At 71.6% G+C, this 26,016-nt stretch carries 26 protein-coding genes; 22 read left to right on the top strand and 4 right to left on the bottom strand.

What is annotated here, in order from left to right; translation table 11 throughout:
- Positions 1–9: 9 nt before the first annotated feature.
- The 5 genes from BLW14_RS04790 to BLW14_RS04770 all read left to right on the top strand — a co-directional run bounded on the left by BLW14_RS04790 (position 10) and on the right by BLW14_RS04770 (position 3,784).
- The gene (locus tag BLW14_RS04790; protein WP_093704646.1) at positions 10–450 is read left to right on the top strand and encodes a DUF6278 family protein; all 441 of its coding nucleotides are present in this window, start codon (positions 10–12) and stop codon (positions 448–450) included.
- Between the two features lie 133 nt (positions 451–583).
- Complete coding sequence (locus BLW14_RS04785; RefSeq protein ID WP_093704644.1) at positions 584–1,327, top strand: amino acid ABC transporter ATP-binding protein; 744 nt, start codon at positions 584–586, stop codon at positions 1,325–1,327.
- A 14-nt stretch (positions 1,328–1,341) separates the two neighbouring features.
- The gene (locus tag BLW14_RS04780) at positions 1,342–2,253 is read left to right on the top strand and encodes a glutamate ABC transporter substrate-binding protein (RefSeq protein WP_093704642.1); all 912 of its coding nucleotides are present in this window, start codon (positions 1,342–1,344) and stop codon (positions 2,251–2,253) included.
- 17 nt (positions 2,254–2,270) lie between these two features.
- Positions 2,271–2,915 (top strand): amino acid ABC transporter permease, encoded by a 645-nt coding sequence (locus BLW14_RS04775; RefSeq protein ID WP_018519930.1) that lies wholly within the window; start codon positions 2,271–2,273, stop codon positions 2,913–2,915.
- On the top strand, positions 2,912–3,784 hold the full coding sequence (locus tag BLW14_RS04770) for an amino acid ABC transporter permease (protein ID WP_093704640.1): 873 nt from the start codon (positions 2,912–2,914) through the stop codon (positions 3,782–3,784). The genes BLW14_RS04775 and BLW14_RS04770 overlap by 4 nt, the downstream gene beginning before the upstream one ends.
- Positions 3,785–3,872: 88 nt before the next feature.
- Here the strand turns inward: BLW14_RS04770 and BLW14_RS04765 are convergent, their stop codons facing one another.
- Entirely contained in the window at positions 3,873–5,090 is a 1,218-nt protein-coding gene (locus BLW14_RS04765; RefSeq protein ID WP_093704638.1) for a L,D-transpeptidase, read from the bottom strand.
- Between the two features lie 224 nt (positions 5,091–5,314).
- Between BLW14_RS04765 and BLW14_RS04760 the strand changes: the two genes are divergently transcribed.
- The 6 genes from BLW14_RS04760 (at position 5,315) to BLW14_RS04735 (ending at position 11,598) form a co-directional block, all read left to right on the top strand.
- A complete protein-coding gene (locus BLW14_RS04760) occupies positions 5,315–6,478 on the top strand; it encodes a lipid II:glycine glycyltransferase FemX (RefSeq protein ID WP_093704636.1) in 1,164 nt (387 codons plus the stop codon).
- On the top strand, positions 6,475–8,166 hold the full coding sequence (gene murJ / locus BLW14_RS04755; protein WP_093704634.1) for a murein biosynthesis integral membrane protein MurJ: 1,692 nt from the start codon (positions 6,475–6,477) through the stop codon (positions 8,164–8,166). Before BLW14_RS04760 ends, murJ begins: the two co-directional genes overlap by 4 nt.
- Before the next feature lie 60 nt (positions 8,167–8,226).
- Complete coding sequence (locus BLW14_RS04750; protein ID WP_093704632.1) at positions 8,227–8,922, top strand: response regulator transcription factor; 696 nt, start codon at positions 8,227–8,229, stop codon at positions 8,920–8,922.
- Complete coding sequence (locus BLW14_RS04745) at positions 8,919–10,340, top strand: sensor histidine kinase (protein WP_093704630.1); 1,422 nt, start codon at positions 8,919–8,921, stop codon at positions 10,338–10,340. Before BLW14_RS04750 ends, BLW14_RS04745 begins: the two co-directional genes overlap by 4 nt.
- Complete coding sequence (locus tag BLW14_RS04740; RefSeq protein WP_093704628.1) at positions 10,337–10,858, top strand: hypothetical protein; 522 nt, start codon at positions 10,337–10,339, stop codon at positions 10,856–10,858. The genes BLW14_RS04745 and BLW14_RS04740 overlap by 4 nt, the downstream gene beginning before the upstream one ends.
- Before the next feature lie 74 nt (positions 10,859–10,932).
- Positions 10,933–11,598 carry a hypothetical protein gene (locus tag BLW14_RS04735; protein ID WP_143051992.1) on the top strand — a complete coding sequence of 222 codons (666 nt, stop codon included), beginning with the start codon at positions 10,933–10,935 and terminating at the stop codon, positions 11,596–11,598.
- Positions 11,599–11,613: 15 nt separating this feature from the next.
- Here BLW14_RS04735 and BLW14_RS04730 read toward each other — a convergent pair whose 3' ends face one another.
- A complete protein-coding gene (locus BLW14_RS04730; RefSeq protein ID WP_093704624.1) occupies positions 11,614–12,357 on the bottom strand; it encodes a hypothetical protein in 744 nt (247 codons plus the stop codon).
- Between the two features lie 105 nt (positions 12,358–12,462).
- Between BLW14_RS04730 and ggt the strand changes: the two genes are divergently transcribed.
- Together ggt and BLW14_RS04720 are read left to right on the top strand one after the other, a co-directional pair.
- A complete protein-coding gene (ggt, locus tag BLW14_RS04725) occupies positions 12,463–14,280 on the top strand; it encodes a gamma-glutamyltransferase (protein WP_093704622.1) in 1,818 nt (605 codons plus the stop codon).
- A 71-nt stretch (positions 14,281–14,351) separates the two neighbouring features.
- Positions 14,352–15,161 (top strand): glycoside hydrolase family 75 protein, encoded by an 810-nt coding sequence (locus BLW14_RS04720; protein WP_093704620.1) that lies wholly within the window; start codon positions 14,352–14,354, stop codon positions 15,159–15,161.
- Here BLW14_RS04720 and map read toward each other — a convergent pair.
- The gene (gene map / locus BLW14_RS04715; protein WP_018519908.1) at positions 15,158–15,925 is read right to left on the bottom strand and encodes a type I methionyl aminopeptidase; all 768 of its coding nucleotides are present in this window, start codon (positions 15,923–15,925) and stop codon (positions 15,158–15,160) included. The genes BLW14_RS04720 and map overlap by 4 nt on opposite strands.
- Before the next feature lie 55 nt (positions 15,926–15,980).
- Between map and BLW14_RS04710 the strand changes: the two genes are divergently transcribed.
- The 8 genes from BLW14_RS04710 to BLW14_RS04675 all read left to right on the top strand — a co-directional run bounded on the left by BLW14_RS04710 (position 15,981) and on the right by BLW14_RS04675 (position 24,628).
- Complete coding sequence (locus tag BLW14_RS04710) at positions 15,981–16,250, top strand: helix-turn-helix domain-containing protein (protein ID WP_093704618.1); 270 nt, start codon at positions 15,981–15,983, stop codon at positions 16,248–16,250.
- Positions 16,251–16,276: 26 nt separating this feature from the next.
- Positions 16,277–16,657 carry a PPOX class F420-dependent oxidoreductase gene (locus BLW14_RS04705; protein ID WP_093704615.1) on the top strand — a complete coding sequence of 127 codons (381 nt, stop codon included), beginning with the start codon at positions 16,277–16,279 and terminating at the stop codon, positions 16,655–16,657.
- A 120-nt stretch (positions 16,658–16,777) separates the two neighbouring features.
- Complete coding sequence (locus BLW14_RS04700) at positions 16,778–18,163, top strand: hypothetical protein (protein ID WP_177153895.1); 1,386 nt, start codon at positions 16,778–16,780, stop codon at positions 18,161–18,163.
- 172 nt (positions 18,164–18,335) lie between these two features.
- Complete coding sequence (locus BLW14_RS04695; protein ID WP_093704611.1) at positions 18,336–19,178, top strand: nitrilase-related carbon-nitrogen hydrolase; 843 nt, start codon at positions 18,336–18,338, stop codon at positions 19,176–19,178.
- Positions 19,175–20,458, top strand: a complete 1,284-nt coding sequence (locus tag BLW14_RS04690) for an aspartate aminotransferase family protein (protein WP_093704609.1) — start codon at positions 19,175–19,177, stop codon at positions 20,456–20,458. Before BLW14_RS04695 ends, BLW14_RS04690 begins: the two co-directional genes overlap by 4 nt.
- Positions 20,459–20,538: 80 nt before the next feature.
- Entirely contained in the window at positions 20,539–21,939 is a 1,401-nt protein-coding gene (gene hydA, locus BLW14_RS04685) for a dihydropyrimidinase (protein WP_093704607.1), read from the top strand.
- 11 nt (positions 21,940–21,950) lie between these two features.
- A complete protein-coding gene (locus BLW14_RS04680) occupies positions 21,951–22,967 on the top strand; it encodes a TIGR03842 family LLM class F420-dependent oxidoreductase (protein WP_093704605.1) in 1,017 nt (338 codons plus the stop codon).
- 110 nt (positions 22,968–23,077) lie between these two features.
- Positions 23,078–24,628, top strand: coding sequence for an NCS1 family nucleobase:cation symporter-1 (locus BLW14_RS04675; RefSeq protein ID WP_093704603.1), 1,551 nt, complete (start codon positions 23,078–23,080; stop codon positions 24,626–24,628).
- On the opposite strand, the gene BLW14_RS04670 is transcribed toward BLW14_RS04675, so the two are convergent.
- The gene (locus BLW14_RS04670) at positions 24,591–25,364 is read right to left on the bottom strand and encodes a hypothetical protein (RefSeq protein WP_093704601.1); all 774 of its coding nucleotides are present in this window, start codon (positions 25,362–25,364) and stop codon (positions 24,591–24,593) included. The two genes, BLW14_RS04675 and BLW14_RS04670, sit on opposite strands and share 38 nt — an antisense overlap.
- Before the next feature lie 261 nt (positions 25,365–25,625).
- On the opposite strand from BLW14_RS04670, the gene BLW14_RS04665 reads away from it, so the two are divergent.
- Positions 25,626–25,979: a hypothetical protein gene (locus BLW14_RS04665; RefSeq protein WP_093704599.1), complete on the top strand. Its 354-nt coding sequence runs from the start codon at positions 25,626–25,628 to the stop codon at positions 25,977–25,979.
- Positions 25,980–26,016 lie beyond the last annotated feature (37 nt).

The following is a 26,016-nucleotide window of genomic DNA, read 5'->3' as shown; positions in this document are numbered from 1 at the left end:
TCTGAGCGGATGAAAATCCCGTTCTTGGACAACTGGCGCAAGCGTCACGACGGGGCGCGGGGGACGGGCCTCGCGAGCGTCGCCGACGCCGATCCGGAAGGTATGGCGGCCCTGCTCGCCGAGTGCGACCTGCTCCGGGTCCGAGTGGGGGAGCGCGGGATCCAACTGGACGACAGCCCCGCCTCGTTGGCGGACCTCGACCAGCTCCCGCCGCGCTGGCGCGACGACCCGGAGGAGCTGCCCTGGCTGGGCAACGACGCGGGGCTCTACCTTGGCACGGTCCTGGTGCGCAACGTCGCCGGGGCGCACTGGCACATCTGGCCGAGCGGGCAGCCCGTCGTCCGGCTCGCCTCGGGCCGCGAGATCGACGTGGTCGGAGCCGGGCTCGACTGGGCGATGTCCGGCAGCCCCGAGCTCTCCCAGGTGTACGCGGAGTCGGCCGAGGGGTGACCCGTACAAGCGGTGCACGCGCGAAGAGATAAAACGCCTTATGCCCCATTGGTGCGTGTCGGTCGGGAAGTCCCTTGCCGGGCTGGTTAGTTTGCGCTGACCTCGACCGAGCGACAAGTGGGTAGGGCAGCGTATGGCCGTCGATCCGTTGATCGAGCTGCGAGACGTCAACAAGTACTACGGGAAGTTGCACGTACTGCAGGACATCAATCTCACCGTCGGCCGCGGGGAGGTGGTGGTGGTCATCGGCCCGTCCGGCTCCGGGAAGTCGACGCTCTGCCGGACGGTCAACCGGCTGGAGACCATTGAGTCGGGCCACATCACCATCGACGGCAGACCTCTCCCCGAGGAGGGCCGGGGCCTTGCCCAGCTGAGGGCCGAAGTCGGCATGGTCTTCCAGTCGTTCAACCTCTTCGCGCACAAGAGCGTGCTCGCCAACGTCTCCCTGGCCCAGGTCAAGGTGCGCAAGCGGAAGAAGGACGAGGCGGACAAGCGTTCCCGCGAACTCCTCGACCGGGTCGGGCTCGGCGCGCACGCCGACAAGTTCCCCGCCCAGCTCTCCGGCGGGCAGCAGCAGCGCGTGGCCATCGCCCGCGCCCTCGCCATGGACCCCAAGGCGCTCCTGTTCGACGAGCCGACCTCGGCGCTCGACCCGGAGATGATCAACGAGGTCCTGGAGGTCATGCGGCAACTCGCCCGCGAGGGCATGACGATGGTCGTCGTCACCCACGAGATGGGCTTCGCCCGCTCCGCCGCCAACCGCGTGGTGTTCATGGCCGACGGCTGCGTCGTCGAGGACCGCACCCCGGAGGACTTCTTCACCTCCCCGGAGAGCGACCGGGCCAAGGACTTCCTGTCCAAGATCCTCAAGCACTGACGGGAGGCCCTGAGTTGCGTACGAGGAAAGCACTGACCGCCTGCGCCGGCCTCCTGCTCGCCGTGCTCGCCGCCGCCTGCGGCAAGGACGGCAGCCCGCCGGTCAAAGGACCCAAGGCCGACCAACTGCCCGTCTACCAGGTCGACAAGGGCTTCGAACTGCCGGACTCCCGGACCTGGCGGAACGCGAAGAAGCGCGGCTACCTCCGGGTCGGCGCCAAGGAGGACCAGCCCTACCTCGGTGAGAAGGACCCGGCCACCGGCGTCTACTCCGGGTTCGACATCGAGATCGCCCGGATGATGTCGGCCTCGCTGGGCTTCGACCCGAAGACGATCCGCTTCAAGACGATCGCGTCCGCCAACCGCGAGACCGCGCTCCAGAACGGGCAGATCGACTACTACGTCGGCACCTACACCATCAACGACATGCGCAAGAAGCTCGTGGGCTTCGCCGGGCCGTACTACATGGCCGGCCAGGGGCTCCTGGTGCGCACCGACGAGGACGACATCCACGGCCCCCAGGACCTGGCCGGCAAGACGGTCTGCTCCGCCGCGGGCTCGACCCCGTACCAGCGCATCGCCGCCGACTACCCGAAGGCGAAGCTCGTCTCCTACGACACGTACTCGATCTGCGTCGACAACCTGCTGACGTTCCAGGTCGACGTCGTCACCACCGACGACGCGATCCTGCTCGGCTTCGCCGCCAAGGCGCCCGACGAGATGAAGGTCGTCGGCAAACCGTTCTCCGAGGAGCCGTACGGCATCGGGGTACCGCGCAGCGACAACGCGCTGCGCTTCGCACTGAACGACGCGCTGGAGGCCAACGAGAAGAACGGCAACTGGAAGAAGGCGTTCGACGCGACGCTCGGCCTGTCCGGCGCTCCCGCGCCCAAGCCGCCGCCCATCGACCGCTACCCGGCGAACTGAGAGGACGGCCCACCCCCATGGACGTACTCACCGACAACTTCTCGCTCTACGGCAAAGGCTTCCTCGGCACCCTCGAACTCACCGTCTACGCCTCGATCCTGGCGCTCGTCCTCGGCTTCGTCATGGCCTCCTTCCGGGTGGCACCGGTCGGCTCGCTGCGGGTGCTCGGCACCGTATGGGTGACGGTGCTGCGCAACACCCCGCTGACCCTGCTCTTCTTCGCCGTGCTCCTCGGTCTGCCGCGCTTCGGCCTGGTGCTGCCGTTCAACGTCTTCGCGGTCATCGCGCTGGGCTGCTACACCTCCGCGTTCATCTGCGAGGTGCTGCGCTCCGGCATCAACACCGTGCCCACCGGGCAGGGCGAGGCGGCCCGCAGTCTCGGGATGACCTTCGGGCAGAGCCTCGGCGCCATCGTCCTGCCGCAGGCGTTCCGTTCGGTGATCCCGCCGGTCGGCTCGACGCTCATCGCGCTCGCCAAGAACTCGGCGATCGCCGGGGCGTTCAGCGTCACCGAACTCCTCGGCACCTACAAGACGCTCAACGAACTGGGCTACAGCATCATCTGGACCTTCGTCTGGATCGCCGTGGGCTACCTGATCATCACTCTCGCCATCAGCGCGCTCTTCCACGTGATGGAAAAGCGCTGGGGAGTCGCCCGATGACCGCCCACTCCGCCCCCACCGCGACCGTCCTCTATGACATCCCGGGGCCGCACACCCGTAAACGGCACCGCCTCTACGGGATCCTCGCGACCTTCCTCATCCTCGCCCTGATCGGCTGGATCGTCTATCTCCTGTTCGACACCGACCAGTTCACCGCCGCCAAGTGGACGCCCTTCGAGTACAAGGGCATTCAGGAACTCCTGCTGCGCGGCCTCGGCAACACCCTCAAGGCGTTCGCGTACGCCGCGGTCCTCTCGCTGGTCCTGGGCGCCTTCCTCGCGGTGGGGCGGCTCTCCGACCACCGGCCGGTGCGCTGGGTGGCGACGGTCCTCGTCGAGTTCTTCCGCGCCATGCCCGTCCTGGTGATGATCTTCTTCATCTTCGTGGCGCTGAAGGTGCAGCCGCTGCCCGCACTGGTCGCCGGACTCACCCTCTACAACGGCTCGGTGCTCGCCGAGGTGTTCCGCACCGGCATCAACTCCGTGGAACGCGGCCAGCACGAGGCGGCGTACGCGCTGGGCCTGCGCAAGACGCAGGTCACCACCTTCGTCCTGGCACCGCAGGCCATCCGCGCGATGCTGCCCACCATCATCAGCCAGCTGGTGGTGGCACTGAAGGACACCTCGCTGGGCTACCTCATCACCTACGAGGAATTCCTCCACGCGGGCAAGCTCATCGCCTCCAACCTGGACTACGATCTGCCTTTCATCCCCGTGGTGATGGTGATCTCACCGATCTACATCGGGATGTGCATGCTGCTCTCCTGGTTCGCCACCTGGGTGGCGAGACGGCAACGACGCAATCCGAAGACGGAGGCGGTGGGCGTCGGACCGGCACAGCCCGGCACGCTGATGCGGGGAGGGCGGTAGAAAGACGGGAGCGGGGTCCGACCGGCAGCAGCCGGTGATCACTTCTCGCCCTGGCGGGAAGAAGGTCAGCTGCGCGCCGGCGGACCGGTCAGCGAAGCGCGCTCCGGGTCCGCCAGTCGGCCCAGGAGACGTTCCACGCCCCGTAGCCGTTGCCCTCGGCGACCGTGCCCTTGGTCTCCGCGCCGGTGATCTCGAACGGGTCACCGACGCGGGCCTGCCCGTAGAGGGCCGCCGCGTTCGCGTCGCTCATGCCGACGCACCCCGAACTGTGGTTGGCCCGCCCGAAGTACGCCGCGTTCCACGGAGCGGCGTGGGCATACATGCCCGACCAGGTCAGCCGCATCGAGTAGTCGACCATCTTGTCGTAGGTGTGGCCCAGCCCCACCGTCTCGGAGCGCATGTTGATCGTGCCCTCCTTCGCCATCAGCACGGCCGTCCCGCGCCACGACCGCTTGTCGCCGCCCGGAGTGCCGCCCGACACCGGCACGTCCATGACCGTGCGCCCGTCCCGCTCCAGCGCCAGCCGGTGCCGGTCCAGGTCCACCTTCACCACCTGGCTCGCGCCCACCGTGAACATCGTCGCGTAGTCCCGTACGAAGAAGCCGCCACCGGAACCGGAGTCGATGCCGTTCAGTTCGGCGTCGAGCGTGATGCGCGTCCCGGACTTCCAGTACTCCTTGGGACGCCAGTCGACGCGGTCCCGGCCCGAGTAGTCCCGCAGCCAGCCCCACGACCCCTCGGTGTGGTTCGAGGTGGACACCTTGAGCGCCTTCTCGACGGCCGCCTTGTCCTTGACCGGATTGTCGAACACGATCGACAGCGGCTGCGCGATGCCGACCGTGGTGTTCTTGCCGGGCGCGAGCGTCAGCTTGTTCACCTTGGCCGCCGCCCTCGTCGTGAACGCGGCCGTGTCGCTGCCACCCGAGGTGTCGCGCGCCTCGACGCGGTACGCGGTACCGGGCGCCGCCACCCGGTCGGACGTCCAGGTCCGCCCGTCGGCGGATATCCGGCCGCCGAGCGCCTCGCCCTCCCCGGCCCTCACGGTCACCTCACGCAGCTTCCCGGCCGCCAGCGTCACCGTCACCGGCTCGCCCGCGGCCGCCGAGGTGCCGCTCGGGTTCACCGAGATGCTCGCCCGCGCCGCCTTCGAGGGAGCGGCGTCGCCGTTCTTGCCGGCGTCCCGGTCCGAGGCGGCCGCACCGCCGGAGCAGGCCGTCAGGGTCACGCCGAGGACGGCGGTGCCCGCGATCAGAGCGAGGCGGGCGGGGCGTGGCGGGCGCGCCGGAATAAGGAATGCGGGAATCAACGGAAAACCTCCAGGGTGTGGCCCGGTCCTCGAAGAAGAGGAACGCACCGGAGCCTAAGTTCCGGGAATCCGCGGAAATACGGGAATTCCTTGTGTGACGGGAAGCGCAGCGCAACGGTCATCGTCCGGTCACATTCGGCGCGCGGGGCCGTCACGGACCGCTGTGAGCATCCTGTGCAGCCCCGCAGAGCGGACCGCGGGGCCCACGAGGGAGGGCCACCGACATGTCAGCGCTGCTCGCGACCGGAGACCGCAGCCGTGAACGGGATCTACGGATCCATGGCCTCACGCCCGACGAGCACCGCGCGCACCTCGCCACCCGCGCGGAGGCCGGGTTCCTCCAGTACCCGTCCTGGGCGGCGGTGAAGGAGGGCTGGTCGTCGGAAAGGCTCGGCTGGCGCGAGGACGGCGGTGAATTGAGCGGCACCGCCCTCGTCCTCTACCGGCAATTCCCGGGAACCCGGAAATACTTCGCCTATCTCCCGGAGGGCCCGGTCGCGGACTGGGCCGACCCGGACATGGACCGCTGGCTGAGACCGCTGCTCGCGCACCTGCGCGCCGCCGGGGCGTTCGCCGTACGCATCGGACCCAGCCCCGCCTACCGCCGCTGGGACGGCGCCCGGCTCAAGGCCGCCACCGGCCCGGGCCGCACCGTCGGCGACGTCCTGGCGAGCGAGGTCGACCCGCTCGGCGCCGCCGTGGCCGACCGGCTGCGGGCACGTGGCTGGCGGCGCTGCGGCGGGGACGGCGACGACGCCGACGCGCAGCCCCGGTACGTGTTCCGGGTGCCGCTCGCCGGGCGCACCACCGACGACCTGTGGTCCGGGCTCAACCAGGAATGGCGACGCAACGTGCGCCGGGCGCGGAAGGCCGGGGTGCGGATCGTGACGGGGAGCGCGGCCGAACTGCCCGAATTCCACCGGCTGCTGAAGATCACCGAGGAGCGCGACGGCTTCCGGCTCGGCCGCTCGCTGGCCTACTACCAGCGCCAGTACGCCGCGCTCAACGCCGAGGCGCCCGGCAGGATGAAACTCTGCCTCGCCGTGCACGACGGGGAGATCCTGGCCGCCCACACCATGATCAGCACAGGCCGGCGCGTCTGGTACCAGACGGGGGCGTCCGCCGATCACCGCCGCGAGGTCCGCCCCAGCAACGCCCTTCAGTGGCGGATGATGTGCGACGCCCGGGACGCGGGCGCCGAGGTCTACGACATGCGCGGGGTATCCTCCACCCTCGATCCCGGTGACCGCGCCTTCGGACTGCTGCGCTGGAAGCTCGGTACAGGCGGGCAGGTCGTGGAGACCCTCGGAGAGTGGGAGACATCGGTGGGCGGAGCCGCCAACAACGCGCTGTACCGGGCGTTCCAGGCATACCTGGCGCGCCGGTGACGTCCGCCTCCACCGCCCCCGGGGCGGTCGCGCCCGAGGAGCCCGGCGCGCGCGGCTCCGGCTCGGTGCTGCGCAGCGGCGCGGTCATGGCCGCCGGGTCCGTCGTCTCCCGGGCGACCGGATTCATACGTTCGGCGGTCGTCGTCGCCGCGCTCGGCACCGGACTGCGGGCCGACGGCTACACGGTCGCCAACACCGTGCCCAACATCCTGTACATGCTGCTCATCGGCGGCGCCCTCAACGCGGTCTTCGTCCCCGAACTCGTCCGCGCCGCCAAGGAGCACACCGACGGCGGCGCCGCCTACACCGACCGCCTGCTCACCCTGTGCACCGTGGGCCTGCTCGCCCTCACCGCGCTCGCCGTCGTCGGCGCACCGCTGATCATCCACGTGTACGCCCCCACCTACGACGGCGAACAGCTCGAGCTCACCCTCGCGCTCGCCCGCTACTGCCTGCCGCAGATCCTCTTCTACGGCCTGTTCACACTCCTCGGGCAAGTGCTCAACGCCCGCGACCGGTTCGGCGCGATGATGTGGACGCCGGTACTCAACAACCTCGTGATCATCGCGGTGTTCGGGCTGTACCTCTGGACGGCGGCGAGCTCCGACGGCTCCCTCACCGCCGCGCAGGCGCGGTGGCTGGGCTGGGGCACCACGGCGGGCATCGCCGTGCAGTTCCTCGCCCTGGTGCCCTCACTGCGCGCCGCGAAGTTCCGCTGGCGGCCCCGGTTCGACTGGCGCGGCAGCGGACTGACCCGCCCGCTGCGCGCCGCCGGCTGGCTCGTCATGCTGGTCCTCACCAACCAGGCCGCGTACTGGGTGATCACCCGGCTCTCCACCGCGAGCGGCCAGCACGCGGTGGACCAGCACCTCGCGGGCGGCGCCGGATACACCGCGTACAGCTACGCCTACCAGCTCTGGGTCGTCCCGCAGGGCATCGTGACCGTCAGCCTCGTCACCGCGCTGATGCCGCGCATGAGCCGGGCGGCGGCCGGCGGCGACCTCGCCGGGGTGCGGCGCGACCTCTCGTACGCGCTGCGCACCTCGGCCGCAGTGGTGGTGCCGGCCGCCGCGCTCCTGCTGGCGCTCGCGCCCTGGGTGATGGGCTCGGTCTTCGGCTACGGACGCACCGGCCCGGCGGACATCACGGTGATGGCGGGCATGATGGCCGCTTTCGCCCCCGGACTCATCGCCTTCTCGGGACAGTACGTGCTCTCCCGGGGCTTCTACGCGATGAGCGACACCCGAACCCCGTTCCTGCTGAACCTGGTCATCGCGGCCCTCAACGCGGGTCTCTCCGTCGCCGCCTATCTGACGCTGCCCGCGCGCTGGGCGGTCACCGGCATGGCGGGCGCGTACTCCGTGGCCCTGCTCACCGGCTTCGCCGTCACCGCGTACGTGCTGCACCGCCGGGTCTCCCCGGCGGGCACGGCGCGTCCCTCGCTCGTCCGCTCGCCCGGGGTGTGGGCGCATGCGCGGCTGGTCGTCGCGTGCGTACCGGCCGGGCTGCTGGCGTACGGGGCCGCCCGGGCCGTCGACACGGAGGGCTCCGGCCCCGGCGACTTCGCCGCGCTGGCCACCGGGACGGCCGTCCTGGCGCTGGTCGTGGCGGTGCTGGCCCGGCCGTTGCGGCTCACCGAGGTCACCGGCGCGCTGAACGCCGTAAGGGGACGGCTGCGGCGCGGCTGAACCGGCCCGCGCCCGCCCACCCGTTCGAATCCATTCCTTGATCGCTGGGATACTGACGCCATGCCTCGCGTGCTCCTGATCGAAGACGACCCCTCCGTACGGGAAGGGGTCGAGCTGGGCCTGCGCAGGCGCGGCCACGAGCTGCGGGGCGTCGGCACGGGTGAGGCCGGGCTCGCCGCCCTGGGGGAGTTCCGGCCCGATCTGGTCCTCCTCGACCTGATGCTTCCCGGCATGAACGGCGTCCAGGTCTGCCGCCTCATCCGGGAGACCAGCCAGCTGCCCGTGATCATGCTGACCGCGCGCGGCGACGACTTCGACGTCGTCGTGGGCCTGGAGGCCGGCGCCGACGACTACATCGTCAAGCCCGCCCGTACCGAGGTCATCGAGGCCCGCATCCGGGCCGTGCTGCGCCGCCTCGCCGTCCCCGCCGGACGCGGCGGCACCGAGTCGCACGGCGCGCTGACCGTCGACCGCACGGGCCTCACCGTCGCCAAGGCGGGCGAGCGGCTGCTCCTCGCCCCCTCCGAACTGAAGCTCCTGCTCCACCTCTCGGCCTCGCCCGAACAGGTCTTCAGCCGCCAGCAGCTCCTGGAGTACGTGTGGGAGCACAGCTACCACGGCGACGCCCGGCTGGTCGACGCGTGCGTGCGCCGACTGCGCCAGAAGATAGAGGACGTGCCCGGCACCCCCCGCTACATACAGACGGTCCGAGGCTTCGGCTACCGCTTCGGGCCTCTGGGGGGCGCCTTCACGTGAAACTCTTCGCCGCCCGTCTCGGTCTGCGCACCCGGCTGATCGCGGCGTTCCTCTTCGTCGCCGCCGTCAGCGCCGCCACCACCGCCGCCCTCACCTACCGCGAGGCCCGGTCGGCCATCCTCCAACAGGCGCAGGACTCCGCCGTCGTACAGTTCCGCGACCGCGTCGGCGCCCAGGCCGTCAGCCTCCCCATCGACAGCGAGCAACTGCGCCGCGTCTGCCTGCAGCTGGCCCGTGCGGGCGGCGGGCGCGGCTGGACCGTCTTCGCCGAGTACGGGAAGCTGCGTGCCTCCTCGTCGGACCGGTCCTCCTCCGGGGTCATCACCGCCGGCCTGCGCGCCGCCACCCGCGACAACACCCACGGCTCGTTCCAGCGCGTCGTCCAGGACGGCAGACCCTGGCTGACCGTCGGCATGCCCGCCCTCTTCGACCGGGGCGACGGCAGGCAGCCCACCGGCCTCGTCCTCTACGCCGTGATGCCGCTGTCCACGGAGGAGGCCAACGTCGACGCCATGGTCACCGCCGCCCGCGACGGCGCCCTGCCCGCCCTGCTCGCCGCCCTCGTGCCCGCGCTGCTCGCCGCCCGCAGCGTCCTGCGCCCGGTCCGCGACCTGCGCAGGGCCGCCGCCGGTATCGGCCGGGGCGAACTCCACACCCGTATCACCGTGCGCGGCAACGACGAGCTCGCCGACCTCGCCTGGACGTTCAACGAGTCGTCCACCAAGCTCCAGGAGTCCGTCGAGGAGCTGCGACGCGCCGAGGAGCGGGCCAGACGTTTCGCCTCCGACGTCTCCCACGAGCTGCGCACCCCGCTCGCCGGCATGCTCGCCGTGACGGAGGTCCTCGACGAGGACGCCGGTGAACTGCGCCCCGACACCGCCGCCGCCGTCCGCCTGATCAGCGCGGAGACCGGAAAGCTCGCCACCCTCGTCGAGGACCTGATGGAGATCTCCCGCTTCGACGCCCGCGCCGCCGACCTCCATCTGGACGAGGTGGACGTCGCCGAGACCGTGCGCAAGACCCTCCAGGGCCGTCGCTGGGAGGGCCGGGTCGCCACCGAACTCCCCGACGGTGTACGGGCGGTGCTCGACCCGCGCCGCTTCGACGTGGTCGTCGCCAACCTGGTCGGCAACGCCCTGCGGCACGGCGCCGAGCCCGTCACCGTACGGGTCTCGGGAGGCGACCGGCTCGTCCTGGAGGTGGAGGACAGCGGGCCCGGCATCGACGACGCGGTGCTCCCGCACATCTTCGACCGCTTCTACAAGGCCGACGCCGCGCGCACCCGGTCGGCGGGCAGCGGCCTGGGCCTCGCCATCGCGCAGGAGAACGTCCGGCTGCACGGTGGTACGGTGCGCGCGGCGAACCGGCCCGTGGGCGGCGCGGTGTTCACGGTGGAACTGCCGACGGGGGAGCGATGAGGGGCCGGTACGCGCTGCTGTCCGTGCTGCTGCTGGCCACCGGGTGCGGCATCCGCCCGACCGGTGTCGTCGAAGCCGGAGAGCCGGCGACGGTGGAGGTGGCACCGGCCGGACAGCTCGGCACCCTGCTGTACTTCGTCTCCTCGTCCACGGCCTCCCGGCTGCTGCCCGTCATCCGGCCCGCCGACACGGAGGTGTACGCGGTCGGATCGGGCTCGGAGACCGAAAGGCTCAAGGGCACGCCCGCTGCGCTCGCCCTGCTCTTCGGGGGCCCCAGCCGGTCGGAGCGCGACGCCGGTCTGCGCTCCGAGCTGCCCAGCGGCCGGCCGAAGGCGAGTGTCGAGCTGAACCCGCAGGGCGTGAAGGTCACCTTGGACATCCCGGTCACCGGACTCTCCCGGGCGGCCCGCCAGCAGCTCATCTGCACCGCCGCCCGCGCCCGTACCGCCGACCGGACCGAGACGGTGACGGTCAGCGGCACCGACGGCGTCATCGGCCCGGACCACTGCACCGTCTGACCCTGCCCCCACCGGTGCGCCCTTAGGATCGGGTGACGGTGATCACGGCCAAAGGCTCAACCGGGGGGTAATGAGTGCGTTCCAAAGCTGGATCGACGGTCGTCGCGACGGTCTGCGCGATGCTGCTGGCGGGTTGCGGTGGCGGCGACTCGGAATCGTCGCGGCGCAACGGTGACTCGGGCGGAGGGCACGAGGAGGTACGCGTCAGCCTCTCGGCGGCACAGATCCGCGAGGCCATGCCCCAGACACTGCCCAAGGGTGTGGGAGGCATCAGCCGCCCGGCCACCTACGAGGGCCAGGAGGCTGTCGACAAGTGCGGCAGTGAGACGGGCACCGGCTGTTCCGGGCTGGTGGCGTCGGGAATCGACGGCTACTCCACCTTCCCGGGCGAGGGCGACCTCTTCTGGCACGCCTTCTCCTTCGACACCGCCGAGAACGCGCAGGTGGCATGGAAGGCGATGGTGAGCCGCAAGCGGAAGGAGGAGACAGAGGCCCTCAAGGCACTGAAGGTCTCCGCGGATGCCGACGAGGTCAACGCCTACTGCCTCACTCCCGACTACGACTACTCGACCGGAAAGGACATGAAGTTCTACGAGGCCACCGTGATGATGCGGATCGAAGGCGTCGTGGTCCTGCTCGTCGGGTACGACATGCCCAACTTCGAGGTCATCCAGAATCTCGCCACGATTGCGGCGGCTCGCGTGACCGCGGTGGTCCAGGGGAAGAACCCCGACGCCTGAGCGATGGCCCGCGGCTCAGGTCCCCGCGCGGTGCGAGGTGCGCGGCGCGGGGGCCGGGGCCTGGGCCGCGCGGGAGACGTCCGCGACCAGCTCGACCACATCGGGGCCGTACGCCTGGGAGTTGACCACTTTCAGCAGCAGGCAGAAGGTGCTGTTGCCGTGCTTGCGGGCGAGGCGCTCGTAGTTGCGGGACAGGTAGCGGGAGGCTGCCTGGTTGGTGATTGCCTGCTGGCCGCAGAAGAGGAAGACCGGCCTGGCCTCCTGACCGGTCGTCAGCCGGGCCAGCAGGACGTACTCGCTGACGCCCTTCTCCGCCCGGTAGCGCTCCGGGCCGATCTGAAAGGCGCCCCGGTCGGGACCGGGCTCCGGGTCCGTGTTGATCCGCACGCCGGGCAGCAACGAGTGCAGGTGCGCGGCCATCCGGCGGTTCGACACCGGGCCGCCCACGCAGAACTCCGTGCGCTCGCCGATGCCCTGCTGGGCGATGTCGTGGGACAGGATCTGGGCGTGCGCCTCGCAGTCCTTGATCAGCGCGGACAGCTCCAGCAGCGCGAAGACGTCGTGGCGGTGGACCGAGCCGTCGCCGCCCGCGTCGCGGTTGACGACGAGCAGGCACTCCGAGTTCCCCGGCAGCCCGAAGAACGCCTGCTTGCGGCGGAGCTTGCGCCGCCACAGATGGGTGCGCGCGAGCCAGCCGAGGGCGGCGCTGATGCCGGCGGCTATCACGCCCAGCACGATGTTGCGTACGTCGTCAGTCATGGGCGGGCATGTTAGCGGGCATTCGGCCTCGAGTTCGAGGCGGTCCTGACGGGGCGGCCGGGGCGGCGTTACCCTGCGCGGACGGTCCTTCTCCGGAGGTTGCGCATGCGACGTTCCATCAGGCGAAATGTGTCGTTGGCGGCGGTCGTCGCCGCCGTCGTGTCGGTCGGGGCCGCCGCTCCGGCCTCGTCGGCCCACCCCGCGCATTCCCCGGCGCCACCGCCCAAGGCGCCCGTCGCGGTCGGATACGGGGGAGCCGTCTCCAGCGTCGACGCGGACGCCACGGCCGCCGGCATCGAGGTACTGCGCAAGGGCGGCAACGCGGTCGACGCGGCTGTGGCCACGGCCGCCGCGCTCGGCGTGACCGAGCCGTACTCGGCGGGGCTCGGCGGCGGTGGCTACTTCGTCTACTACGACGCCCGCACCCGCACCGTCCGCACCATCGACGGCCGCGAGACGGCCCCGCGCAGCGCCGACTCCTCCCTCTTCCTGGAGAACGGCAAGCCCCTCGCCTTCCAGGACGCCGTCACCAGCGGGCTCGGCGTCGGCACCCCCGGCACGCCCGCAACCTGGGACACGGCACTCAAGGCGTGGGGAAGCACCCCGCTGCGCCAGGTTCTCAAGCCCGCCGAACGCCTCGCCCGGGACGGCTTCGTCGTCGATGAGACGTTCCGCTCGCAGACGGCCGGCAACGAAGCGCGCTTCCGCGACTTCCCGGCCACCCGCAAGCTGTTCCTGCCCGGCGGGAAGCTTCCGGAGGTCGGCTCGGTCCTCAGGAACCCGGACCTCGCGCGCACCTACGAGGAGGTCGGCCGCAAGGGGATCGACGAGATCTACCGGGGCGATCTCGCCGACGACGTCGTACGGACCGTGCGCAAGCCGCCCGTCGACCCGGCGTCCGACCGGAACGTCCGGCCCGGCGACCTCACCGCGAAGGACCTGAGCTCCTACCGCGCGCTGCGGCGGGAGCCCACCAAGGTGAACTACCGAGGGCTCGACGTGTACGGCATGGCGCCGTCCTCCTCCGGCGGTACGACGGTGGGCGAGGCCCTCAACATCCTGGAGTCCACGGACCTTTCGCGGGCGAGCGAGGAGCGGTATCTGCACCGCTTCATCGAGGCCAGCCGCATCGCGTTCGCGGACCGGGGCCGCTGGGTCGGCGACCCGGCGTACGAGGACGTGCCCACCAAGGGCCTGCTCGGTCAGCGGTTCGCGGACTCGCGGGCCTGCCTCATCAAGGACGACGCGGTGCTCACCAGCCCGCTCGCACCCGGCGACCCGCGCCACCCCGGCTCCTGCCGCTCCACGGGCAAGGCCGCGCCCACCACGTACGAGGGCGAGAACACCACCCACCTGACGACCGCCGACAAGTGGGGCAACGTCGTCGCGTACACCCTGACCATCGAGCAGACCGGCGGCAGCGGGATCACCGTGCCGGGGCGCGGCTTCCTGCTCAACAACGAGCTGACCGACTTCTCCTTCGCGCCGGCCGACCCGGCCGTCCACGACCCGAACCTGCCCGGCCCCGGCAAGCGCCCGCGCTCGTCCATCTCGCCGACCATCGTGCTGCGCCACGACCGGCCGGTGCTGGCCCTGGGCTCACCGGGCGGCGCCACTATCATCACCACCGTCCTCCAGTCGCTGATCGGCAAGGTCGACCGCGGGCTCCCGCTCGTCGACGCCATCGCGGCGCCCCGCGCCAGCCAGCGCAACGCACCGGCCACCGAGCTGGAACCGGCGCTGTGGAACAGCCCGCTGCGGGCGAAGCTGGAGGCACTGGGCCACGTCTTCAAGCTCACCCCGGAGATCGGCGCGGCGACCGGCGTGCAGCGGCTGCCCGACGGGCGGTGGCTCGCCGCGGCCGAGAAGGAGCGGCGCGGCGGCGGCGCGGCGATGGTGGTGAGGCCCAGCGGGCGGCCCTGACCGCCGCTGACCTGACCGACAGGGGGGGGCGCAAGGACATCTCCTCGCCAGAAGGGCGCCCCCCAGTGCGCATGCGAACGCTTGCCCTCGTCACGGCCTCCGGTGCCGCACTGCTCACCGCGGGCACTCCGGCCCCCGTCACCCTCGCGGTACCTGCGTACACCGACCCGGCCCCCGCTTCGGCGCCCCGGCCCGCCCTGGCGGCCGTACCGCTCGCCCTCGTGGCGAAGGTCCACCGGGCGCCCGCCCGGGCGCACCGCTCCAGACCCCCGTCCTCCCCGGCCCGCGGCCGGGGAGGCGAGGTCGGGGCGGCCGACCTGCTGGCCAAGGCGTCGGCCTGCGCGCAGGTGTCGAACGGCAAGTACCGGACGGACGAGGCGACTTCGGCAACCGTCCCGGTCTGCGCGGCGAACGGGGCCGTGTTCTGGAAGGCGGACCTGGACATCGACTGCGACGGCCGGGTCACCGCCGCCTGCAACCCGGCCACCGACCCCGCCTTCCACGGCGACACCGCCTTCCACACATCGGACGGCCGACCGCTCGACGCGGAGAGACTGCCGTACGTGGTCGTGCCCGCGCCCGGCGGCGTCTGGGACCACGGCAGGGCCGGCATCGAGGGCGGCGGTGTCGTCGCGGTCGTGCACGGCGGGAAGGTGGAGTACGCGGTCGTCGGGGACGTCGGCCCGGAGCACATCGTCGGCGAGGCGTCCTACGCCACGGCCGAGTCGCTCGGCATCGACCCCGACCCGAGCAGCGGCGGTGCGCCTTCCGGGGTCACGTACATCCTGTTCAAGGACTCCCGGATCTCACCGATCGAGGACCACGAGGCCGCCGTGCGTACGGGGCGGGCCCTGGCCGAGGAGTTCGTGCGGGCCGACTAGAGGGCGGTCAGGATCCTCGGCCCGTCGTCCGTGATCGCCACCGTGTGCTCGGCGTGCGCGGCGCGGCTGCCGTCGGTCGTACGCAGGGTCCAGCCGTCGCGGTCCGCCCGGTAGGTGTCCACCCCGCCGCCGATCAGCATCGGCTCGATGGCCAGCACCATGCCGTGCCGCAGCGGCATCCCGCGACCCGGCCGCCCCTCGTTGGGCACACCCGGGTCCTCGTGCATCTCGCGGCCCACACCGTGCCCGCCGAACCCCTCGGGGATTCCGTAGCCGGCGGTGCGGCAGACCGTGCCGATGGCGTGCGCGATGTCGCCGATCCGGTTGCCGACGGTGGCCGCCGCGATGCCCGCTTCCAGGGCCCTGTACGCGGTGTCGACGAGCCGGGTGTCGGCGGGGCGGGCGCGGCCGACGGTGAAGCTGATCGCCGAGTCACCGGCCCAGCCGTCCAGCTTCGCGCCCGCGTCGATGCTGACCAGGTCGCCGTCGCGCAGCCGGTAGTCGGTCGGGATGCCGTGCACGATCGCGTCGTTGACCGACGCGCAGATGACCGCCGGGAAGGGGACCGGGGCGAAGTGCGGCCGGTAGTTCAGGAACGGCGAGCCGGCACCCGCCTCGCGCAGCACCCCGCGCGCCACCTCGTCGAGTTCGCGCAGGGAGACGCCGACCGCGGCCGCCTCCCGGGTGGCCGTCAGCATCTGCGCGACGACGCGGCCGGCCGCACGCATGGCTTCGATGGATGTGTCCGTCTTGAGTTGCACCATGCCAATTACAATACCGCAATTACTATACCGGTCCGACCGGTATTAGAATGACGCCATGGTCCGTACCCCCTTGACCCCAGAAGAGCGCCTGCGCGGCGAACGGCTCGGCCTGCTGCTGCGCGAGGCGCGCGGCGCCCGTTCCATGACCGAGATCGCCGCCCGCGCCGGGATCTCCGCCGAGACCCTGCGGAAGATCGAGACCGGCCGCGCCCCCACGCCCGCCTTCTTCACCGTCGCCGCCCTGGCCGGGGCGCTCGGCCTCTCCATGGACGAACTGCTGCCGCGCTGCTCCCCGGAGCCGTCGGCCGTACCGCTGGCCGGATAGCGCTCGGGCCCGCCTAGGCTGGGCCCATGAGCCTCCAGGACTTCGCGCGCAGCGAGTACGTCAGCCTCACCACGTACCGCAAGGACGGCACGCCCGTCGCCACCCCGGTCTGGGCGGCGGTCGACGGCGACGAACTGCTCGTCTGGACCAAGACCGACTCCTGGAAGGTCAAGCGGCTGCGCAACGACAGTCGGGTCCGCGTCACCGTCTGCGATGTGCGCGGCCGGATCGAGGAGGGCGCGGCGAGCGCCGAGGGCACCGGCAGGCTGCTCGACGAACGGGGCACGGCCACCGTGCGCCGCGCCATCGGCCGCAAGTACACCTGGAAGTACTGGCTGCTCGACTACCCGGCGATGGTCTTCCGCCTCGGCAAGCGCCCCCACACCGGCATCGCCATCACCTTCTGAGCCCCGCGGCCTCGCCGCCTCGGACCCGCAAAACGCGCGTAGCCGTTCCGTAACACGCCTGCGGTCGAATGCCCCGGACTGGAGGGTTCCAGCCGACGGCGGCCGAAGGCGACGGTGACAGTGACGAGGCATCAAGAGGCGGTACCGGTACAGGACTTCGCACGCCACCTGCGGGAACTGGTGGCGCTCCTCGACCCCGGCCGGGGCTGGTACGGCGTCTTCCGGCGACGCGATCCCGCCGGAATGGACGCCTGTCTGAACGGGGCCGAGCTACCGCCCTGGGACGTGATGGAGTCGCTCTTCGCGGACCTGGCCCAGGTGCGGGGGGCCGCGTACGCGGAGCAGGCGGCGGCGCGCGCCGCCCGGCTCCACGCCGACTGCGCCCTCGGCCACGACCGCCGCCCGGGCGGGCGCGCACAGCTGCTGGAGCGGCTCGGTCTGATGCTCCGCGAACAGGCGTACGCCGCCGAGCGGCTGCGGGCGGCTCAGGAGGCCGGAGACGGGGACGTGCTCGCCTGGGCCCGCGACGACCACGCCCGGGCCGCGGCCCGCTGCGCCGAACTCCGCCGACGCGTGGCGGCCGTGCCCCGGCCGCAGGACCGGTTCGGCGCCGCGACGGCGGCCCCGGACGGGGTGAACGCCCAGGAGCCGGCGCCCCCGATGGGCCCGGCCTTCCCGGAGCCGGCGCCCCGTGTGAGGCCGGCCGCCTCGGAGCCGGCGCCCCATGTGACGCCGGCCGCCCCGGAGCCGGCCCGCTCGAAGAAACCGGCTGCCCCGGCGTCCGAGCCCCACGAAGCCGCGGCCACCCGCAGGCGCAAGCTCACCGGCGCACGCTTCGCCGGTCTTGAGCCTCAGGACGCTCGTGCCGTGGACGCGGTGACCGCCCTGCCCGCCGCCCCGGCCGCCTCCCCGCGCGGCGCCCGCTTCGGCGGCGGCCCCGCCCCGGAGAGCGCGGAGCGGCCCACGGGGTCGCAGGACCCGGCCGCGCTCCGGTCCGCGCAGGCCACGGTCGGCGCGCTGCTCCGGCTGCGGGCCGAGGGTCGCAGCGGCGAGGCGCACGCCGTGCTCTGCGAGGCGGCGGCCCTCCCCGCGCTTCGGCTGCCGCTCCTGGCCGTCGAGCTGCACCGGGCAGGGCTCGGCGCGGACTGGGCGACCCTGCTGTGGGAGGTCGCCTCGCTGCCCCCGGACGGACTCGCCGCCGCCGTGGACGCGCTCGCGGCCGCCGGGCGTGCCGAGGACTGCGGCCGGCTGCTGCGGCAGGGCGTCGCGCGTCCGGCCGCCGAGATCGCCGAGGCGGCGGCCGCGCTCGACCGGGCCGGCCGGAGTCCGCTGACGCAGACGCTGCTCGGCGCCTTCGTTCGCCTCCGGTCGCCGCAGGAGGCGGCCGGGGTCGCTTCGATCGACCCGCCCCGGCTCGTACCGCAACTGCTCGCCGCTGCCCGGACGGTGTCCGAGGCGCGGGAGCGGGGCGTCGAACACGCGCTGCGCGTGGCGGGCCTCGGCTGAGGCACGCGCCCGCACTGGCCCGCACGGGTGTGAAACATGATCGACTCAGCCGGTTCACGGCGATGGTCTTGCCCCGCGGTGTGACGGGGCCTACGTTCTCCCGTACGCACGTGTCTACGGGCGTAGAAGAAGCACGAAGAGGCTCTCTGACGCCGCGTCGAAGGAGCAGCTCATGTCCCACGTCGTACGCGCCGCACTCGTCCAGGCGACCTGGACCGGCGACACCGAATCCATGATCGCCAAGCATGAGGAGCACGCCCGCGAGGCCGCCCGGCAGGGGGCGAAGATCATCGGCTTCCAGGAGGTGTTCAACGCCCCCTACTTCTGCCAGGTGCAGGAGCCGGAGCACTACCGCTGGGCCGAGGCGGTGCCGGACGGCCCGACCGTACGGCGCATGCAGGACCTGGCCCGCGAGACCGGAATGGTGATCGTCGTCCCGGTCTTCGAGCTGGAGCAGTCCGGCTTCTACTACAACACCGCCGCCGTGATCGACGCCGACGGTTCCTACCTCGGCAAGTACCGCAAGCACCACATCCCGCAGGTCAAGGGCTTCTGGGAGAAGTACTACTTCAAACCGGGCAACGTCGGCTGGCCCGTCTTCGACACCGCGGTCGGCAAGGTGGGCGTGTACATCTGCTACGACCGGCACTTCCCCGAGGGCTGGCGACAACTCGGGCTCAACGGTGCCCAGTTGGTCTACAACCCGTCCGCCACCTCGCGCGGCCTCTCCGGCTACCTCTGGCAGCTGGAACAGCCCGCGTCCGCCGTCGCCAACGAGTACTTCATCGCCGCGATCAACCGCGTCGGCCAGGAGGAGTACGGCGACAACGACTTCTACGGCACCAGCTACTTCGTCGACCCGCGCGGACAGTTCGTCGGCGAAGTCGCGAGCGACAAGGAGGAGGAACTCCTCGTCCGCGACCTGGACTTCGGGCTCATCGACGAGGTCCGGCAGCAGTGGGCCTTCTACCGGGACCGCCGCCCCGACGCGTACGAGGGGCTGGTCGAGCCGTGAGCAGCCTCCACCACCGCCACCTCGCCGTCAGCCCCGAGTGGCTGGCCCTCTACTACCGGCACCCGCTGGAGCTCACGCACGGCGAGGGCCGCCACGTCTGGGACGCCGACGGCAACCGTTACCTGGACTTCTTCGGCGGAATCCTCACCACCATGACCGCCCACGCCCTGCCCGAGGTCACCAAGGCCGTCAGCGAGCAGGCCGCGCGGATCATCCACTCCTCCACGCTCTATCTGAACCGCCCGATGATCGAGCTGGCCGAGCGCGTCGCCTCGCTCTCCGGCATCCCGGACGCCCGGGTCTTCTTCACCACCTCCGGCACCGAGGCCAACGACACGGCCCTGCTCCTGGCCACCACGTACCGCAGGTCGAACCAGATCCTCGCGATGCGCAACAGCTACCACGGCCGGTCCTTCTCCGCCGTCTCCATCACCGGCAACAACGCCTGGTCGCCCACCAGCCTCTCGCCGCTCCAGACCCTGTACGTGCACGGCGGCGTCCGCACCCGCGGCCCCTACGCGCACCTGAGCGACGAGGAGTTCACCGCCGCCTGCGTCGCGGACCTGGAGGACCTGCTCGGCCACACCAGGGCCCCCGCCGCCCTGATCGCCGAACCCATCCAGGGCGTCGGCGGCTTCACCTCCCCGCCCGACGGCCTCTACGGCGCCTTCCGCGAGGTCCTGGACCGGCACGGCGTGCTGTGGATCTCCGACGAGGTGCAGACGGGCTGGGGGCGCTCCGGCGAACACTTCTGGGGCTGGCAGGCCCACGCGCAGAACGGGCCGCCGGACATCCTCACCTTCGCCAAGGGCATCGGCAACGGCATGTCCATCGGCGGCGTCGTCGCCCGCGCCGAGGTCATGAACTGCCTGGACGCCAACTCCATCTCGACGTTCGGCGGTTCACCGGTCACCATGGCGGCCGGCCTCGCCAACCTCTCGTACCTCCTCGAACACGACCTCCAGGGCAACGCCCGCCGCGTCGGCGGGCTGCTCATCGAGCGGCTGCGCGCGATCGGCGCCACCTCGGAGCGGGTACGCGAGGTGCGCGGCCGGGGACTGATGATCGGCGTCGAACTGGTGAAGCCCGGCACCGACGAGGCCGATCCGGAAGCGGCCGCGGCCGTCCTGGAGGCGGCCCGCGAGGGCGGCCTGCTCATCGGCAAGGGCGGCGGCCACAACACCAGCGTCCTGCGCATCGCCCCGCCCCTCTCCCTCGCCATCCCGGAGGCGGAGGAGGGCGCGGAGATCCTCGCCGACGCGCTGCGCGAGGTGGGCTGACCACTGACCACGGCGCCGGTGCGGGGCCTGCCGGGCCCCGCACCCGCGCTCCACCCGCAGGACAACGAGGAGGGGTACCCATGACCCGTACCGTCATCCGCGGCGGCCTGGTCGTCACCGCGTCGGACGAGATGCACGCGGACGTCCTCGTCGACGGCGGCCGGATCGCCGCGCTCGCCGCCCACGACAGCGACGAAGCGGCCGGCTGGACCGCCGACCGGACCGTCGACGCCACCGGCAAGTACGTCATCCCGGGCGGCGTCGACGCGCACACCCACATGGAGATGCCGTTCGGCGGCACATACGCTGCCGACACCTTCGAGACCGGCACCCGCGCCGCGGCCTGGGGCGGCACCACCACCATCGTCGACTTCGCCATCCAGTCCGTCGGGCGCTCCCTGCGCGAGGGCCTGGACAGCTGGTACGCCAAGGCGGACGGCAACTGTGCCATCGACTACGCCTTCCACATGATCCTCGCGGACGTGAACGAGTCCTCGCTCAAGGAGATGGACCTCCTGGTGGCGGAGGGCATCACGTCCTTCAAGCTGTTCATGGCCTACCCCGGCGTCTTCTACAGCGACGACGGGCAGATCCTGCGCGCCATGCAGCGGGCCGAGTCCAACGGCGGCCTGATCATGATGCACGCGGAGAACGGCATCGCCATCGACGTCCTCGTCGAACAGGCCCTCGCCGCCGGCCGCACCGACCCCCGCTACCACGGCGACGTACGCAAGGTGGCGCTGGAGGCCGAGGCCACGCACCGCGCGATCCAGCTCGCACGCGTCGCCGGATCGCCGCTGTACGTCGTGCACGTCTCCGCCGACGAGGCCGTCGCCGAGATCGCCGCCGCCCGCCACAAGGGGCTGCCCGTCTTCGGCGAGACCTGCCCGCAGTACCTCTTCCTGTCCACCGACAACCTCGCCGAACCGGACTTCGAGGGCGCCAAGTACGTCTGCTCCACCCCGCTGCGGCCCCGGGAGCACCAGGAGGTCCTGTGGCGCGGGCTGCGCAACAACGAACTCCAGGTCGTCTCCACGGACCACTGCCCGTTCTGCTTCTCCGGGCAGAAGGAGATGGGCCGGGGCGACTTCTCGAAGATCCCCAACGGCATGCCGGGCGTCGAGAACCGGATGGACCTCCTGCACCAGGCGGTCGTCGACGGCCGCATCTCCCGCCGCCGCTGGATCGAGATCGCCTGTGCGTCACCGGCCCGGATGTTCGGCCTCTACCCGAAGAAGGGCACGATCGCGCCCGGCGCGGACGCGGACATCGTCGTCTACGACCCGGCGGCCGAGCAGACCGTGTCCGCCGAGACCCACCACATGAACGTCGACTACTCGGCGTACGAGGGCAAGCGGCTCACCGGCCGGGTCGAGACGGTGCTCTCGCGCGGCGAGGTCGTCATCGACCACCGCACGTACACCGGCCGGGCAGGCCACGGCATCTACACCCCACGCGCCACCTGTCAGTACCTGAACTAGGAGCAACGGGCATGGACTTCGGACTCGTCCTCCAGACGGACCCGCCCGCATCGGCCGTGATCAGCCTGATGCGCCGCGCCGAACGCAACGGGTTCCGCTACGGCTGGACCTTCGACTCGGCGGTGCTCTGGCAGGAGCCGTTCGTCATCTACAGCAGCATCCTCGAACACACCGACCGCCTCACGGTCGGCCCCATGGTCACCAACCCCGGCACCCGCACCTGGGAGGTCACCGCCTCCACCTTCGCCACCCTCAACGACATGTACGGCAACCGGACCGTGTGCGGGATCGGCCGGGGCGACTCCGCGATGCGCGTCGCCGGACGCCCGCCCAACACCCTGGCCCGGCTCGGCGAGGCCATCGACGTCATCCGGGACCTCGCCGAGGGCCGCGAGGCCGACATCGGCGGGCAGCCGGTGCGGATCCCCTGGATCAAGGACGGCAAGCTCCCCGTCTGGATGGCCGCCTACGGTCCCAAGGCCCTCGCGCTCGCCGGGCAGAAGGCCGACGGCTTCATCCTCCAGCTCGCGGACCCCTACCTCACCGAGTGGATGATCAAGGCGGTACGGGAGGCGGCGGCCGGGGCCGGGCGCGACCCGGACTCCGTCACCATCTGCGTCGCCGCCCCCGCCTACGTCACCGCCGACGACTCGCCAGCGGCCCTGGCCCACGCCCGCGACCAGTGCCGCTGGTTCGGCGGGATGGTCGGCAACCACGTCGCGGACCTCGTCGCCAAGTACGGCGAGCACTCCGGCCTCGTCCCGGACGAGCTGACCGCGTACATCAAGGGCCGGCAGGGCTACGACTACAGCCATCACGGGCGCGCCGGGAACCCGGACACGGCGTTCGTCCCGGACGCCATCGTGGACCGCTTCTGCCTCCTCGGACCGGCCGCCGCCCACATCGAGAAGCTGAGACACCTCAAGGGTCTGGGCGTCGACCAGTTCGCGGTGTACAACATGCACGACGCCCGCGAAGCCACCATCGACGCCTACGGCTCCGCCGTCATCCCCGCCCTCACCGGCTGACCGCCCCCACGGTCGTACGAAACCTCCGGTCGTACGCAACCCCCGGTCGTACGCGAACCCCCCGCGCCCCGCCCCGCACGGCACCGCCCCGAGCGAAGGGTCCAGTCGCCATGGCATCCACCGCACCTCCGTCCCCGTCCTCCTCACCTGAGCCCATACCGGCCTCCTCCGACCGCGTCGAACTCGCCCCCGAAGCCGTCCCCGACGACAACCGGTTCGTCAACGCCGACCTGCTGCCCGTCCCGCTGGCCCGGCGCGTCTGGACCACGTACAACTTCACCGCCCTGTGGGTCGGCATGGCCCACAACATCCCGTCCTGGCTGCTCGCGTCCGGTCTCGTCGCGCTCGGCATGGACTGGAAGCAGGCCGTCCTCACCATCGCGCTCGCCAACCTGATCGTGCTCGGGCCCATGCTGCTCACCGGCCACGCCGGACCCAAGTACGGCATCCCCTTCCCGGTGCTGGCGAGGGCGTCATTCGGGCTGCGCGGGGCCAACCTGCCGGCCCTGATCCGGGCGGCGGTGGCGTGCGCGTGGTTCGGCATCCAGACCTGGATCGGCGGCGTCGGCATCTTCACCCTGCTGGGCAAGGTGTTCGGCGGCTGGGCCGAGGCATCCGAGGTCGGCGGCCAGCCGTGGACGCTCTGGCTGTGCTTCGTGCTGTTCTGGGTTCTCGAACTGGCCATCATCTACCGGGGGATGGACGCACTGCGCCGGTTCGAGAACTGGGCCGCGCCGTTCGTCATCGTCGGCGCGCTGGTGCTGCTGATCTGGATCGCGGTCAAGGCGGGCGGCTTCGGGCCGCTGCTCGACCAGCCGTCCGAGCTGGGCTGGGGCAAGGACTTCTGGCCCGTCTTCTTCCCGTCCCTGATGGGCATGATCGCCTTCTGGGCCACGCTCTCCCTCAACATCCCGGACTTCACCCGCTTCGGAGCGGGCCAACGGGCCCAGATCCGGGGCCAGTCGCTCGGACTGCCCACCACGATGACCCTGTTCGCGCTGCTCTCGGTCCTCGTAACCTCCGGCTCCCAGGCCGTCTACGGGAAGGCCGTCTGGGACCCGGTCGAGCTGGTCGCGCACACCGACAACGTCTTCGGGCTCCTCTACGCCCTGGTGACCGTGCTCGTCGCGACCATCTCCGTGAACATCGCGGCGAACGTGGTCTCACCCGCGTACGACCTGGCGAACCTCGCGCCGAAGCTCATCAGCTTCCGCACCGGGGCGCTGATCACCGGGGTCGTCGGCGTCGTGATCATGCCGTGGAAGCTCACCGAGACGCCCGAGCTGTACATCTTCACCTGGCTCGGCCTGGTCGGCGGCCTGCTCGGTACGGTGGCGGGCATCCTGATCGCCGACTACTGGATCGTCCGCCGCACCGTGCTGGACCTCGCCGACCTCTACCGGCCCGGCGGGCGCTACTGGTACACGGGCGGCTGGAACTGGCGGGCCGTCACCGCGTTCGTGGTCGGCGGAGTGCTGGCCATCGGCGGCTCCCACTCGAAGCCCGGCGAGGGCCCGTTCCCCTCGGACGGCGTCATCCCGTTCCTGAAACCGCTCGCGGACTACGGCTGGGCGGTGGGCCTCGCGGCCTCGCTCGTCGTGTACGTCGCACTCATGGCGGGCGTCACGACGGGGCGGAAGTCCGGCTCAGCAGCGCGCTGACGTCGTACGAATCGGCGGGCGACGGCGTGTTGCGGGGCACCGGTCGGTCGAAGTCCGAGAGGTCCACCACCGCGTCCGTGCCGTCACCGCCGTGCAGCGAGAGCCGCAGCGGATAGGGCTTGCCGGTCGCCGCGACGTCCACGGTGAGCGTCATGTCGCCGCGCATCCGGGTCAGCGGCACGACCGAGTTGCCGTCGATGTTGGTCTTCGGACCCTTGTTGAGGGTGCCGCTGTCGTCGTTCGCGTTGTCGCTGACGAGCTTCTGGAAGGTGTTGAGGTCGCACGCCTTCGTCAGGCCGCGCAGCCTCGGGCTGTCGGCGGGCCCCTTCAGATAGCGGTCGCCGACGATCGCCGCGAAGGCCGAACCGCCGTTGGGCACCTGGTTCTTCCAGAAGTCGGCGTCCGGCTTCAGCCACACGTCGTCGCCGCGCTTGACGATCAGCACCGAGCCCTGGCTCCGGCCCAGGTCCACCGAGCCGTTGCAGTTGCCGGACCGGTCCACGGCCAGGTCCAGAGCCATGGACGGGCTGCCCTTGCCGAGATCGCCCCGGGTGGACACGTGCAGCGACTCCGCGCCCAATAGCGCGTCGCGGGAGCGGTCGGCGATCTGCTGGGCGGTGAGATGGTCGATGTCCTCCGCATGGGCCACGCCGCCGACCACGCCGGTGCCGGCGGCGCCGATCAGGAATGCGGCTGCCCAGGCGGCCGGGCGGGTGCCGAGAGGTGAACCGGTCACGTCGCCTCCTCTGAGCGAAGGGGTCGTGGGGGACCGCCGGGTGCCCGCGGTCCGGTCCAGTCGAGCGTACGCCGGGGGAGTGAACGCCGCCCGTTCGGCGTAAACGCCCCGGTGCCGTCTACGCAGCGTGACGTTTTCCGGCGCCGGCGGGTTAGGCAGGCCGCGGGCGGCCCGCTCCGGCACACCGCCCGCGCCAGAGCCGAACGCGACCGTCCGCGTCCCGCCACGGCGGCCGCGGACGGTCACCACCGAAAGGGCACCATGAACAAGACCCTGGGGAGCCTGTCCCGTACCGCGCTGCGCGGTGCCGCCGTCACCGGCCTGACCACGGCCCTCGCCGTGGCGGGCGGACTGGCCACCGCGGCCACGGCCGCCGCCACACCGCCCGGCCTGTCCTGCGACACCGGCAAGCACGCCGTCGACGACTACACCGGTTACGCGCTGTGCCGGAACAACGGCTCCACCACCCAGACGTTCTGGGTGCACCTGGTCTGCGGCTGGTCGCCGGACGTGGACGGCGAGCACGTCACCCTCGCCCCGGGCCAGTCCGGCCAGTCCACCGCGCACTGCGCCGGCCTCGGCACGGGCATCGGCGAGATCAGCGTCCGACCGTAAGGACTCCCTCCCGAACGGTTGAGGGCGGCGCGCCCAC

The sequence above is a fragment of the Streptomyces sp. 2131.1 genome, assembly GCF_900105515.1.
GTDB classification, from domain to species: domain Bacteria; phylum Actinomycetota; class Actinomycetes; order Streptomycetales; family Streptomycetaceae; genus Streptomyces; species Streptomyces drozdowiczii.
Note: the sequence above shows the minus strand (reverse complement) of the source record. Positions and strands in the feature narration are given on the sequence as shown.